Origin of the sequence: Cyclobacterium sp. 1_MG-2023 (genome assembly GCF_030546805.1) — a bacterium.
Lineage (GTDB): Bacteria > Bacteroidota > Bacteroidia > Cytophagales > Cyclobacteriaceae > Cyclobacterium.
Genome location: NZ_JAUOPC010000003.1, coordinates 327,305 through 342,585 on the forward strand (window position 1 = coordinate 327,305; position 15,281 = coordinate 342,585).

A 15,281-nucleotide genomic window follows, 5' to 3' on the forward strand; every position below is an offset into this window, starting at 1 on the left:
ATTTCTTGAGCTTTCTAAGGGAGTATTGTATTTAAAAGATAATTAGGTTGTTTGGATATTTTCCCTTAGCATCGCTACGGTGAAATGGAATACAGCAACAAAGTATTTGATTTTGATGTAATTTCAGCACCTAATAGATTGTCTTTTGCCTATTTTAGGTTCAATGAATAGCTATAGTAAGTGAATATTCAAACACATAATTTAATTAAAATGAAAGTGTCAAAAAGAAGATCCTTTTTAGGGAAGTTTAGTTTCCTTTTATTCTCCTTTTTTGTGGGAAAGGTGAAACCCTTATTTGCCAAGAGAAATCCCCTTGTCTTGCCCAAAAACAAAGGGAAGCTGTATTTCCCGAATGGCTTTAAAGTGACGGAAGTATCAGCAACTGAAGCCATCGTATGGACCAGGCTTAGCCATAGTGAAAAATCGCAACCAATTACGCATAAAAAGACCAAAACAAAGCCTAAAGCCAATAATTATTACCCTGTTGATTTTGATGAAAACCAGCCGGTAAAGAATATGGATGGGGCCATTATAGGGGCAAAAGGAAAAGTTAGAATTAAATACAAGGCCATGGGGGAAACATTAATATCTGATTGGTATGAAACTGACTCGATTGATGATTTTACCGCCCAAATACCTTTGTCAAAGCTAAAAGCAGGTGAACGTTATTCCATTGAATTAGAGGCCATGTCAGAAGATGGTTCAGATAAGTCAACTGTGCCAGGTAGTTTTATGGCTGCTTATGATGCAAAGGAGGTTAAGTCGGTAAACCTAACCACTTCCACTTGTCAATACTTCTGGAATTATGATGATGCAAAACGGGGTTTCCAAACCTATGATGCCATGGCAAAGTTAAAGCCGGATTTTTTCGTACATACAGGAGATTATGTGTATTATGATAGGATAGGCCCTTTGGCCACCGACTTAGAAAAGGCCAGGCACAAGTGGCATGCGATGGACGGTTGGCCTTCATTGAAAGATTTCTACCAAAATGTGCCTATTTATATGCTCAAAGATGATCATGACTTGTTGAAAGATGATGTTTATCCGGATTCTAGTCCCTTGGGTGACTTTACTTTGGAAAATGGCTTAAAAGTTTGGCGAGAAAATGTACCCTTAAAAGACAAACCTTACAGGACTTTCAGATGGGGTAAGGATTTACAGATTTGGCTTGTGGAGGGTAGGGAATACCGAAGTCCTAAAGAAATACCGGAAGGAAGTCCCAGAACAATTTGGGGAGAGGAGCAAAAGAATTGGTTCATAGATACCATAGAAAGTTCTGATGCCACTTTTAAAATCTTGTTTTCTCCCACTCCCGTAGTAGGGCCGGACAGAGATAATAAACGGGACAATCATGCCAATAAACTATTTGAAAAAGAAGGCAATTGGTTAAGAGGTTTTTTGTCCGGTAAAAAGAGTGTTTTTGTAGTCAATGGAGACAGGCATTGGCAGTATTTTTCCATAGATGAAGCAACAGGGTTGAGGGAGTTTGGTGCGGGTCCTGTATCCGATGCACAATCAGGAGGCTGGTCCCAAGATGATAAGAGGCCGGAACATCGGTTTTTGAGAGTTAAAGGCGGGTTTTTGGGCATCAAAGTATTCCGGGAAGCAGGCAAGCCTAAAATTGATTTCACCCATTATGATGTTAAAGGAAATGTCATGAATCAAGAAGAATTTGAAAATTAAAATGAAATACATTACCAATAACATTGTAAGCCCAATGAATGCAAACCTACGATTAAAAGCTTTGTCAAATGGCCTTATATTGTTTCTACTCTTGTCTTTTCCTGTGATGGCACAGGATTTTGGTGAACAAGGGCACCCGATGAATAAATTAACAGACAATCGGGAAATCCTTACTTATTGGGGAACTACCAAAGAGGCCAATATAAAACTGTATGAAGAGGCTTATAAAATTTTGTCGGCCGAAAAGCAGGCTGATTATTCAGAATTAATGAATTCCGTGGCCTTTAAAAAATTAATTCAAGACCAAAATCGAAAGATTTTAGCCGGACCTATGCTTGGTCAAATCAAACCAACAAGTGCTTCTGTTTGGGTAAGGACTTTAAGGCCGACAAAGGTGGAAGTAAAAGTTGAAGGTAAAGAAGGAGATTTAATTTTCGGCCCGGTGTATACCTCTGCAGCAACTGATTTGGCCGGCCTTGTAGAAATAACAGGCTTGAAACCTTTCAGTCGGTATGCTTACAAAATCATAATCAATGGAGAGGAAGTTTTACCGGAGCTGAAACAAAGCATAGCCACCTTGCCTGATGCCAATCAAGGTGAAGAGGTGAAAATTGCTTTTGGTTCCTGCCCACACCGTTGGGGCTTAGGAAACCATACTTTGCTGGAGCAGATCCAAGAGAGAGGTAACCAAGCAATGCTGTTTTTAGGTGACATTGCTGTTCAGGATAGAAATGATCATTTGGGTATGCATAGAGCTGATTATTTATTAAGAGATTTTTTACCAGCTTGGCAAAGCTTTGCTGCTCAAACTCCTGTTTATGCTTCTTGGGATGACCACGACTATTTTGATAACGACAAGGCCGGTATACCTGAAGGATATGATGAAAAAGGACGTAGTGGTGTCAGAGAAGTATTCCAACATTCTTGGGCCAACCAATCCTATGGGGATGAAGCTATTCAGGAGGGGATATTTACAAGAGATAGAATAGGTCCATTTGATATCATCATGACAGACAATCGGTATTTTAGGACCGGAGAAAAAGGCTCATTTTTAGGTCCTCAGCAGATGGATTGGCTAAAAGAACAATTGTTGGATTGTGAAGGGCCTTTTATTGTCCTGTCTTGTGGATCCATGTGGAGTGACTATGTGTCCAATGGCAAAGATTCATGGGGCGTAAATGACCCCGAAGGAAGAGAAGAGCTATTTAGTTTTATCGAAGAGAATAAAATCAGTGGTGTCTTGCTTATTTCTGGAGATAGACATGGGGCCAGAGGCTTTAGGATTCCAAGAAAATCTGATTTCGGATTTTACGAATTTGAAGCTGCTAGTTTGGGAGCAAGAGTAGGGCCTCCCGCCAAAGATCCATCCTGGGACACCCAACTCTACGGGATTGATGGACAATTTGCTTTTGGAGAATTCACCTATCTTCCTTCTGGTAAAGATCCTTCAGTAGTTTTTCGTTTGGTTGGAGAAGCAGGTAATATTATCTATGAAAAGACCATTCGTAAGAGTGAATTGGCACCTTGAAATTTAGCATCCATTAAACCAAAAATTCTCTAATTGACCAATACTGTTTAGAATAACTCCTGCAATAGGTATGGAATAATTCCGATTATTTAATAAAAATAACCATTGACAGTATATAGTATAATATTATATAATTTTTTTTATAAATTATGGGGTTAAAAAATAATTTTATTAACTAAATTTTAAAAAAATCAATTGAAAATGTAAAATCAAAATTATTGGTTTTAAAAAAGGAATAAGTACAAATTCTTTTTAAAAAACCACTTAGTTATTCATTCAAAACAATAAACCCATGAGAAAAAAAATTACAAGCTACCAGTTGGTATGGCTGCCGGTATTTGCTGTGTCTTTTTTGTACACACATATTCAGGCAAGTGCGTATGCAACAATCCCTGTTCTCAATTCCTCTTATAAAATTGAGACTACTGTTAATGGTCATAGCATTCCGGCATCAATCAGTGGAACAGTCGTAGACCAAAGCAATACCCCCATTCCCGGTGCCACAGTTATCGTAGTAGGAACCAATAGCGGAACCGTTACAGATATTGATGGTAAATTCACTTTAGATGCTTCTCCCGGACAAGTTATTCGCATATCCTTTATTGGCTTTGAATCTGCGGAAGTGACTGTTGGCAATCAGACAGAGTTGAATATAACCCTAATCGAGGATACCTCCTCCCTTGAAGAAGTGGTAGTGGTGGGCTATGGTACCCAGCGAAAAAGTGATTTGACGGGTGCTATCTCTTCCGTTACAAGTGAAGACCTAAAAGAAACCCCTGCAGGCAATTTTTTGGAACAATCCCAAGGTAGACTTGCCGGTGTAGACATCGTAAGATCTAATGGATCTCCAGGTTCTCCTGTTCAAATTAGAATTCGTGGGAATCGATCCATTAATGCAAGTAATGAACCACTCTATGTAATTGATGGAATTCCTACCAATGCGAATATCAATGATTTTAACCCCAATGATATAGCGTCTATGGAGGTTTTAAAAGATGCAAGTTCTGTGGCCATTTATGGGTCAAGAGGGGCAAATGGTGTGGTCTTAATTACCACCAAGAAAGGTAAAACGGGTAAGGCTGTCATTAGCTATGATGGTTATTATGGTGTTAAACAACCGATTGAAGACCTGAATTTAATGGATGGAAATGCCTTTGCTGCCTATTCAAGAATTGCAAGGGGGCATGATGGTGATGATCCATCTTTTGACAGTAACTTTTTGGCGCCTTTGGAAATTGAAAACCTTCAGGCAGGAAAATTCACAAATTGGCTTGACCTTGCATTACAAACTGGAAGCCAACAGGATCATCAGGTTTCGGTGAGTGGTGGGACCGACAAAGTAAATTATTATGTTTCGGGCTCTTTCTTCAAAGAGGACGGTTATATTCCGGGGACTGATTTCGAAAGAACAGCCATAAGGGTAAATCTTGAATCTAAATTAACAGATAAACTTAAAATGGGCCTTAGTGCTACAGTAAGTTTAAGTGAGAGGAATCAAATGGCAAGTGCACCCTTTTCAAATTCTATTGGCTATTCCCCACTTGTAGGGCCATATGATGATGAAGGTAATTTCCTGGCTTTTCCCAATCCTAGAGAGGGGCTATTGTCCAACCCATTGTTAAATTATCAACCTTACCAATATGTTGATGAAACCAGAGGGCATAGGATTTTTGCCAATTTATATGCTGAATACCAATTCAATGATCATTTAAAACTTAGGGTAAATTATGGCCCTGATTTCAATCTAACCAGAAGAGGTAGGTACGGAGGTATGTTGGATGGCAACATTAACTCAGGGTCTATAAATAACCAAATGGATTTTGCCTATACCCAAGAAAACATCCTTTCCTATGATAAAAGTTTAGGAAAACATGCTTTGAACCTTGTAGGATTATTTTCGGTACAGTCCAGCAGATTTGAAACTTCCTCTCTTTCAGGACAAGATATTCCTATAGAAAAATCTTTATTTTATGACCTAGGTAGTTCTTCAACCATCACAGGAATTGGTAGCTCTCTTGGAGAATGGGGACTTACTTCCTATATGGGAAGGGCCAATTATCGTTTTGATGACAAATTTCTGTTTACCCTTACAGGGAGGGCAGATGGTTCTTCTAGGCTGGCAGAAGGAAATAAGTGGGCTTTTTTCCCTGCCTTTTCTGCCGGGTATATTTTATCCGAAGAGGAACTGATGCAAGGGTCTAGAATTTCTTTCTTAAAGATCAGGGGTGGATACGGAGAAGTAGGTAATACTGCAATTTCTGCCTATCAGACCCTCGGTGGACTCGAAAGAACCACATATGTTTTTGGGTCAACAGCTGCATTTGGTTATGCAAACAACTTAATTCCAAATCCTGATTTGAAATGGGAGATTTCAAAAACCATGAATGTAGGCCTTGATTATGGCTTGTTTGAAGATCGAATTAACGGTAGTCTGGAATATTATATTACCAATACCAGTAATTTATTGCTAAACAGGTTATTGCCCATTACCTCAGGCTATAACTCTGTATTGCAAAACATAGGAAGTACAAGGAATTCAGGTTGGGAATTGTCTGTGAATGCAAACCTAATCAATCAACCTACAGGCCTAAGATGGGATGTGAACATGAATGTTTTTTCAAACAAAGAACAAATTACAGAGCTCTTTGATGGAGACAGTGATGATGTAGGAAACAACTGGTTTATTGGTGAGCCCATTAATGTGTTTTATGATTTTGAACAAGGGGGGATCTGGCAAACGGATGAGGCAGATTTAGCTGCAGATTATGGGCAGCAACCAGGCGATATCCGCATCAATGATGTAAATGGAAGAGGTGAAGATGGTGAACTTAACAAGCAGCCCGATGGGAATATTAATTCAGATGATAGAAAGGTTTTGGGTTCCACCGTGCCTAGCTGGTCAGGAGGATTGACCAATAGATTTAGCTATAAAAGCTTTGACTTGTCGGTACTCGTGCATGCCAGAATGGGGCAAATGCTGAATAGTGGTTACCATAATTTGGGAGGCAACAACTGGCAAGGCAGATACAATGCGATAACCATGGATTATTGGACAGTCAATAATCCTACTAATGCGATTCCTAGACCAAATGCAGGTGAAGCACCATTGTATGCCTCTTCAGTTAGGTATTTTGATGGTTCTTATATTAAAATAAGGAACATTGCCCTGGGTTATAATTTTAATTCCGGTTTGATCAAAAAATTAGGTTTAACCTCAGCAAGGATTTACTCTACAGTTAACAATGCATTTATATTTTCTCCTTATAAAACAGTGGATCCCGAAACTTCCAACGGCAGTGTAGGTGGAGGTAGCCCACTCACTACTGCCTCTTATATTTTTGGAATTAATTTGAAATTTTAAATTGACGAAAACATGAAATATTTTCATATTATTATTTGTTTCATTTTGGGCTTGTCAATAAGTTCGTGTAATGAGATTTTGACGGAAGACCCTGTAAGTTTGGCCACCTCTGATAGTTATTATGTAACAGAGAGAGGAATTGAGGATGGCCTCAAGGCGTCCTATACGACGCTCAGGGATTTTTACGGCCAGCAAAATGGGTTTTTCCTAACCGTAACAGGAACCGATATTTTCACCAATGGTTTTGGAGGGATTGCCAATAATCCGGATATCAATAACTATTCTTCAAATTTTCTAGGTACTAATTCCACGGTAACCAATGTTTGGAATGCCCTTTATGTGGGGGTAAACCAATGCAATACCGTAGTGAGCAAAATTCCTGATGTCACGGGAATTTCTGAGGAGCGTAGGAAAGAAGTGGAAGCAGAGGCTCGGTTTCTGCGTGCCCTTTACTATTTCCACTTGGTACAGCAGTGGGGGGATGTACATTTTACTTTGGAAGAGACAAAAGGTGTGGAAACAGAGGCTAATAAAACCCCTGCATCCACCATTTATGAAAACGGTATACTTCCGGATCTTGAATTTGCTATAGACAATTTACCTCCAAGTGCTGCCGAACAAGGGAGGGCTTTTAAAGGAGCTGCGGAGGCTATTTTAGCACGGGTCCACTTGACATTAGGTAATTGGGCAGCTGCAGAAGCTTTGGCTTCTAGTGTGATTCAGAACTATGATTTTGAACTGGTAACTCCTTATGCTGACTTGTGGGATATCAATAACGATACCAATAAAGAGTTTATTTGGTCCGTACAATTTACAGATGATCCACTTTTGAATGGACCGGGGAATACAGGGCATTTATATTTTATCTTTGATTACACTTTTAATCCGGCAATGGTTAGAGATGTAGAAAATGGCCGACCTTTTCAGCGATTTTTACCGACAAATTACTTGTTTAGCCTTTATGATAGGGATATTGATGCCCGTTGGAATGGCTCATTTAAAACAGTTTGGTATGCCAATATCTCAGCTGAAATCAATGGTCACCAGGTAAACCCCGGAGATACAGCGATCCATATAGTCATGGAACCTGTTCCGGATGAAGTCAAAATGGCTGCTCCCTATTGGATCATTGATTACAAAGGAAATTGGATCGGAGATGTGAATGCTTACCAAGAGATTGGAACAAACCAGAGAAGGAATTATCCTTCCTTATTGAAGTTTTTAGATCCACTGCGTCCGAGTACCAATGAGACTGCAGGACGTAGAGATTTTCCAGTGGTAAGATTGGCAGAAATGTATCTGATAGCCAGTGAGGCTGCCTGGAGACAAGGAGAAGCAGGTACTGCGGCTGATTATATGAATGTGTTAAGATCCAGGGCCGCTATTCCCGGCAAGGAGGCAGAAATGTTGGTTGATGCCAATGACATTAATCTGGATTTTATTTTGGAGGAACGGGCTAGAGAATTGATAGGTGAGAAGCACCGCTGGTATGACCTGAAAAGGACCGGTACTTTACTCGAAAGGGTTAGGCAATATAACCTGGATGCCAGTCCCAATATAAAAGAAATGCATTTGGTGAGACCTATCCCTCAAACACAGATTGACAGGGCGAGTAATCCTGCCGAGTTTGTGCAAAATCCCGGGTATTAATCCACTTGGACAAAAGCCTCTCGTTCTATTACGAGAGGCTTTTTTTCTTTATTAGAAATAAGCTATTTTTAACCGGCATTGCCATGTACCCTTTTCATAGGATGGGAATAGAGATTCAATAGCGCACAGTGTTCCTTGAAGCTGGAGAAAGGACAATGGGAGTCATTCTATCGATACTTTAGGCAGCATCGAAAATGGTAGGGCAGTGTTGATTTTTAATTGATTTTATCAAGTAAAAATGGTTTATAGCTTGTCGTTCGTTTCTTTACGGTAGGAAAATTTAGATAGGCTAACCCATAAAAAAAAGTGAATTTAAAATTTTACAATGGATTGCAATCCCATTAAATAATCATTAAATATGAATTTCAATAGAAGACGAAGTTTTGTCAAAAAAGTCCTTGCCGGGCTTGTAACTTTTACAATAAGCCCAAAAGTTGTTACCAAAGCCGGTCCGACAACTTTTAATTTAAATACCAAAGGACCTTACTTTACCAATGGATTTAAGGTTTCAGAAGTTGGTAGAAATCAGTGCATGTTATGGACAAGGTTATGCGCTCAAGCTGCTCCCAACCCGGTGAGGCATGAACGTATAGAAAAGGTTTTTAGGCATCCCATTGATTTTGATGAAAATCAGGAAGTGAGTAAAATGGATGGGGCAGTAGCCGGATCAGAAGGTGAAGTAAGGGTAATTATTAAAGATAAAAAAGGGAAAACCACATTTACTTCGCCTTGGGAGAAAGCCAGAGCGGAGAATGATTTTACCGTTAAAATACCTGCTACTGGGCTTAAAGCAAATAACGATTATGCCATTATATGGGAAGCCAAGGCATCAGATGAAGCGAAGGTGACCAAGGAAAAAGGCTCCTTTTCGACTGCTCCCGGTGATAGTGAAGCGGTACCGGTCCTATTAACCACTTCTACTTGTCAGTATTTTTGGAGTTTTGATGACAAGAAAAGAGGGTTTCATACCTATGACAGTATGGCCAAGCTAAAACCTGATTTTTTTGTTCATACGGGAGATTACATTTATTATGACAAGCCGGGGCCTTTGGCTAAAAATATGGAGAAAGCCCGTCACAAATGGCATGCGATGAATGGATGGTCTTCCTTAAGGGATTTTTTCAAGAAAGTACCTATTTTCATGATAAAGGATGATCATGATGTATTGAAAGACGATGCCTATAAAGGTAAAGGGCCCTATGGAGATTTGACCTTTGAGGAGGGGGTAAAACTTTGGTATGAAAATGTTCCAATAGAAGACAAACCTTACCGTACAGTTCGCTGGGGTAAAGACCTACAATTCTGGATGGTAGAAGGAAGAGAATACAGGTCTAGGAATGATATGGAAGACGGGAGTGAAAAAAGTATCTGGGGTAAAGAACAAATTGAATGGTTTACAAAATCCGTAGATGCATCCGATGCGACTTTCAAGTTGCTATTTACGGCTACCCCGGTAGTGGGACCGGATAGGGATGGAAAGAAAGACAACCATGCCAATAGTAATTTCAAACATGAAGGAGATTGGTTAAGGCGTTATTTGTCCGCAAAGAAAAATATGTTTGTTGTCAATGGAGACAGGCATTGGCAGTACGTTTCCAAGGATTTAGAAACCGGATTAATGGAGTTTGGCTCTGGTCCGGTAAGTGATTTTCATGTCCAAGGATGGGATGCTGAAGACGTTCGTCCTGAACACCAATACCTTAATTTAATAGGAGGGTTTTTGTCTATAAAAGTGGATAGATCGTCAGGCAGTCCAAAAATTAGTTTCAATCACCGAGATGTTTATGGAAAAATTATGCATCAGGAATCCTTTGTCGGATAGAGAACAAATGGATATTATTTTTAATTTTAGGCTTGTCAATTAAAAAACTACTTAAGTAAATCAATTAAAAGGTTAGGGTGAGGAAGCCAAATCAACATAATGAAGCTGAGTTAATTCTCCTGTTAAAGCAGGGAGATAAGTCAGCATTTGAGGAGCTATACCATCGGCATATAGACAGAATGTTGACATTTGCCTCCTCCTTTCTTTTTAACCCTTTAGAGGCAGAAGAGGTGGTTCAGATTGTGTTTATTGCGGTGTGGGACAATAGAAGAAATTTAGACCCAAGTAAGCCATTCTCTGCCTACCTTTATCGATCCATTAAAAATAGAATGCTGAATCGGATTAGAGATCGAAAAAAAATGTGTGATCTATCTGATATTTCGGAAGAAAAATCATTTGATGGATTAGATATAGAAAGAGAAATTTGCCTTAAGGAAACCACCCGAGAAGCCTTGGCGATTGTTAGCAAGATGCCCAAAATTCAACAAAAGGTTTTTATTTTAAGCAAAGTAGATGGCTTTTCTAATTCTGAAATTGCAGAAAAGTTAACAATTTCTACACGTACGGTAGAACATCATATTTATAAAGCAAAGAAGTCTTTTAAAGTTAATAATATTGAAAATTATGGTTTTATTCTCCTTATTTTCAATGAAATTTTGTTTTGATTTTAAAGGATGGGTGATTATTTAACCTATTATTAATAATTTTTTAAATAATGAGTACGTGTTTTTTCTTTTGCCTGTGTATTATAAAAAAAGGCAAAACAATTGGACAAAGAAAAATTAAGACGTTACCTGAATGGTTTATCTCCCAAGGAGGAAGAAGTAGAAATAGCCAAATGGCTTAATGAGAACAATTCAGGTAAAGAAATCAATGCGATATTTGAAGAAACTTGGGAAAAGTCTGGAAATACCATCCAAGCTGATACCAAGAAAAAGCACCTTTGGGAAAAAATAGACCAAAAAACCGGAAATAAGCCTGAGCTCAAAGAGGTGCAGCATAATTATTCATTTTTAAGATCTGCTGCTGCCTGGTTATTATTGGCCGGCTTCCTTGTGTTATCCGCCAAGGTTATTTGGGAAAACAACAAGGGTGAAAAGTCGCAGTTGATGCAAACCGAATGGGTAGAGAAATCTGTTCCATCCGGTGAGAAATTACTATTAACCTTACCTGATAAAAGCAAGGTGTTGGTAAACAGTAACTCTAAAATCAAATTCCCCACTTCATTTGAGAAAGATTCCAGGGAGGTTTATTTAGTAGGAGAGGCATTTTTTGAAGTGGAAAAAGACCGTGAAAGACCTTTCTTTGTTTTTACGGGAGAACTTACTACGGAGGTGTTGGGTACTAGCTTTAATATTAATAGCCGATTAGAGCGTACAAAAATAGCCTTGTTGGAAGGTAAGGTAAAGGTGAAAAATAGTATTGAAGAGGCCTTTTTATTACCGGGTGAAATGGTAGATGATGGAATAAATAGTTCCGGGAAATTGGAAGTAACATCATTTATATATGCCAAGGAAATGGCATGGAAAGACGGTCAGATAAAATTTCAGAAGAAACCGCTCAAAGCCATCTTACAGCAGTTGGAGGATTGGTACGGGGTGAAATTTGAACCCGAAAAAAATATCAATTTAAACAGAACTGTCACAGGAACCTTTCAAAATGATAATTTGGATAATTTATTATCCGGATTAGGCTTTACTATGAACTTTAAACATACAATTGATAATAAATATGTCAAACTTAATAATAATAAGCCTATGAGATAAATAATTACAGGATAAACCCTCCATCGCCAAATGTCCGGGTTTACCCTGTCCGTCCTTATAAAATTTTATCCTATAAAAACATACTAAAATATGAAAACAAAAATACTTCACCTAATTAAAATGGTATCACGTCATATCTTATATGGTTTACTGTTGCAGGTGATCTTCCTAAGTACCTTACTTGCGAACGATACAAATGCACAGATTAAGCCAATAGATGAAACTTACCTTCAGGTCGACCAAACCGAATGGCAAATAATAAATATTATCGATTTGGTTGAAAATCAAACTGAGTATAGGTTAGTTTTTGCAGATGATCAGCTGAACGCTGACAGTAAGATTATATTGAAGCCGGGCAGAAAATCTGTCTATGATATTCTTTATGAAATTTCAGCCAAAACGGCACTTAAGTTTAAACAGGTAAATAATACCATTTATGTGGGGAAACTGCCTGAATCCCAGGATTCTACTGAGGATGACGAAGAATTGATGGCTCCTATTGTGGGTGTAATCAAGGATGTCAATGGAGCTCCCATACCGGGTGCCACAGTAGTTGTAGAAGGAACCACAGTTGGTACAGTTTCTGATCTTGATGGCAATTTTAGCATTGATGTACCGGAAGGCAAAGCCCTGCTCATCAGTTTTATAGGATATGAAACTCAGCGTATTGTACCAGACTCACAGACTCAACTTTCCATTGTATTGGAAGAAGATCAGACTTCCCTTGATGAGGTAGTAGTGGTAGGATACGGTGTTCAAGAGAAATTATCTGTTACCAACTCTTTGGCACAAGTAGACGGAGAGAAACTAGAAAGGAGACCTGTAGCCGATTTCCAGCAATCTCTTCAAGGACTTGCTCCCGGTGTTACTGTGGTAGACCAAGGCGGAAGACCTGGTAACAGTAATATCAATATCCGAATTCGGGGTATCACTACTTTGGGAAACAATAACCCATTGATAATCGTGGATGGAATTGAGCAAAGAATCAATGATATCAACCCTAATGATATCGCTTCTGTAACCGTACTCAAAGATGCCTCTTCTGCAGCGATCTATGGGTCAAGAGCTGCCAATGGTGTAATTCTGGTTACCACCAAACGTGGTTCTGAGGGTAAAATTGCGGTGAGCTATGATGGTTACTTTGCCCTTCAGGAAGTTACCAATCGTCCGGAACATATGGACCTGGAAAGTTACTTTTACCTGGAAAATGATGCTTATGCCAATGCCGGAAGAAGTATTCCCTATACGGATGAGTACATTGCTAACTATGTAGCCAATGCGCCGAGTCCTGAATATCCGCTTCCTTTTCCTTACTGGAGAAAGGATGAACTCGGCATGTTAAAAACGGCTCCTCAGCAAAACCATACACTTTCTGTAAGTGGGGGTGGAGAAAATTTTTCAGGCAGATTTAGTGTAAGGCACCAGGCGATTGATGGGGTAGCACCGAATTTCAGTGATAAACTGAATGAATTCAGAATGAACCTAGATCTTAAAGCTTCTGAAAAAATTAAGTTTTCGGGTGATTTAAATTACCGTACAAAAGAATCACTACAGCCGGCAGGAAGGTCTGTTGCAGGGAATGGTGAGTCATTGGTATTTCAGTACATGCTTCATGCAAGTAAATTTTCTTGGCCTCAGTATGAATCAGGAGAATATGGCTTAGGCCCTCAAGTCAATAATCCGCTATTGTTTGCTGAATTAACAGGAGATAGCAGGACCATCAATGATTACTTGACAGGAAGTGTAAAATTTGATTACGAGATCTTGCCAGGATTAAATTTTTCTACCCAATATGCTGTTAGAAATACCCATGTTCAGGTAAAAACTTTCCTGAATAAATACATCAATGAGGATCCACTTACCGGAAGGGTTGCCCAGCGTACGTTCAACAGCTTGAGAGAATACAGGTCTAATACTAGAGAAGGAACCTTAAATAGTCTTTTGACTTACAATAAGGTTGTAGACAACCATAAATTTACCGGACTGCTAGGATATTCAACCATTGAGCATGAGACAAACTACATTACAGGTTATCGACAAGAGTTCTATAACAATGATGTTCAGTCTTTGAGTCAAGGTTCTAATGAAAATCGAGATGCTACCGGAGTAGATAGTGAGTGGGGCTTAAGGTCATATTTTGCCAGGTTAAATTACAATTATAACGACCGGTATTTCTTTGAAGTAAATGCCAGATATGATGGTTCTTCTCGATTTAACAAAGACAACAGGTACAGTTTTTTCCCTTCCTTTTCTGCAGGGTGGAGGCTTTCTGAAGAAACTTTCTGGTCTGAATGGAAAGATGTGGTTAATGAATTTAAGTTAAGAGCATCTTACGGGGGTACCGGAAATCAAGCGGTAGGATTATATACCTTCTACGAAACTTTAAGCGCCATCAATTATTCTTTCAATGAAGCGCCGGTGCAAGGTTTTACACAAACCAATCTTGCCAATCAGAATTTGACTTGGGAGACTACTTACCAAACCAATATAGGTTTTGATATGGGGATAATGGAAGACAGGGTTTCTTTGACCTTTGACTATTATGATAAAACCACGGATGGAATATTACTTCAATTGCCAATCCCTGCTTTAATTGGCTTGGGAGCACCTGTTCAGAATGCAGGTGTTGTGAACAACAGGGGCTATGAAATCGGATTGAATTTCCGTGGAGGTAATAAACTGACGTATGACCTGGGACTTAACTTTAGCCAAAACAAAAATGAGGTGATGGATCTGGTGAATTCTGGACCCTATATTTCCGGAGGAACTACGGCCCCTCGATTTATTATTCAAGAGGGAATGCCTATCAATTCTCACTGGGGTTATATCACTGATGGAATATTCCAAACCCAAGAAGAAGTGGATAATTACCCTACCTTAAGACCGAATAGTGCCCCGGGTGATGTTAAATATGTGGATGTCAATGAAGACGGAATCATCAATGAAAATGACCATCAGTACCTGGGCTTGTCTTTTCCCAAGTTTGATTTTGGAACGAACGGCACTTTCACTTACGGTAATTTTGATTTGTTTTACCAATTTCAGGGTGCTGCAGGTCATAAAACCAGATTGGATGGTGCTTTTCAGCAAATCGCGACTTATGAAACATTTACCCATGCAATTTACACCGACAACTATTGGACGCCGGAAAATCCTGATGCAGAATTCCCAAGACCAATCAAAGGGGATCCAAGAAATTTTCAAACCTCAGACACACAGTTGATTGATGCTTCATACCTAAGGCTGAAAAATATTGTTTTAGGCTATACCCTACCTGAGTCTATAATTGAAAAGATTTCGGTAAGTAGTATTCGTGTTTTTGTTGGGGCTACCAACTTGTTGACCTTTTCAGAGTTAAACAGATGGGATTTGGATCCTGAAATACCTTCAGGAAGGGGACAGTATTACCCACAAGTAAGCATGTATTCCTTAGGAGCAAATGTTAAGTTTTAAGATTGAATAGCTGAT

The 15,281-nt window shown here is 39.1% G+C and carries 8 protein-coding genes; all 8 read left to right on the plus strand.

Features of this window, described 5'->3' with window-relative positions:
• Positions 1-210 precede the first annotated feature (210 nt).
• The 8 genes from Q4534_RS05905 (at position 211) to Q4534_RS05940 (ending at position 15,266) form a co-directional block, all read left to right on the plus strand.
• Positions 211-1,686 (plus strand): alkaline phosphatase, encoded by a 1,476-nt coding sequence (locus Q4534_RS05905; protein ID WP_303612242.1) that lies wholly within the window; start codon positions 211-213, stop codon positions 1,684-1,686.
• A gap of 1 nt (position 1,687) precedes the next feature.
• Positions 1,688-3,214 (plus strand): alkaline phosphatase, encoded by a 1,527-nt coding sequence (locus Q4534_RS05910; protein ID WP_303612243.1) that lies wholly within the window; start codon positions 1,688-1,690, stop codon positions 3,212-3,214.
• Positions 3,215-3,506: 292 nt separating this feature from the next.
• Positions 3,507-6,575 carry a TonB-dependent receptor gene (locus tag Q4534_RS05915; RefSeq protein WP_303612244.1) on the plus strand — a complete coding sequence of 1,023 codons (3,069 nt, stop codon included), beginning with the start codon at positions 3,507-3,509 and terminating at the stop codon, positions 6,573-6,575.
• A 12-nt stretch (positions 6,576-6,587) separates the two neighbouring features.
• A complete protein-coding gene (locus Q4534_RS05920; RefSeq protein ID WP_303612245.1) occupies positions 6,588-8,225 on the plus strand; it encodes a RagB/SusD family nutrient uptake outer membrane protein in 1,638 nt (545 codons plus the stop codon).
• Positions 8,226-8,583: 358 nt separating this feature from the next.
• Positions 8,584-10,047 (plus strand): alkaline phosphatase, encoded by a 1,464-nt coding sequence (locus tag Q4534_RS05925; RefSeq protein WP_303612246.1) that lies wholly within the window; start codon positions 8,584-8,586, stop codon positions 10,045-10,047.
• A gap of 77 nt (positions 10,048-10,124) precedes the next feature.
• Complete coding sequence (locus tag Q4534_RS05930) at positions 10,125-10,712, plus strand: RNA polymerase sigma factor (RefSeq protein ID WP_303612247.1); 588 nt, start codon at positions 10,125-10,127, stop codon at positions 10,710-10,712.
• 102 nt (positions 10,713-10,814) lie between these two features.
• On the plus strand, positions 10,815-11,813 hold the full coding sequence (locus Q4534_RS05935; protein WP_303612248.1) for a FecR family protein: 999 nt from the start codon (positions 10,815-10,817) through the stop codon (positions 11,811-11,813).
• A gap of 90 nt (positions 11,814-11,903) precedes the next feature.
• Complete coding sequence (locus Q4534_RS05940; RefSeq protein ID WP_303612249.1) at positions 11,904-15,266, plus strand: TonB-dependent receptor; 3,363 nt, start codon at positions 11,904-11,906, stop codon at positions 15,264-15,266.
• Positions 15,267-15,281: the final 15 nt, after the last annotated feature.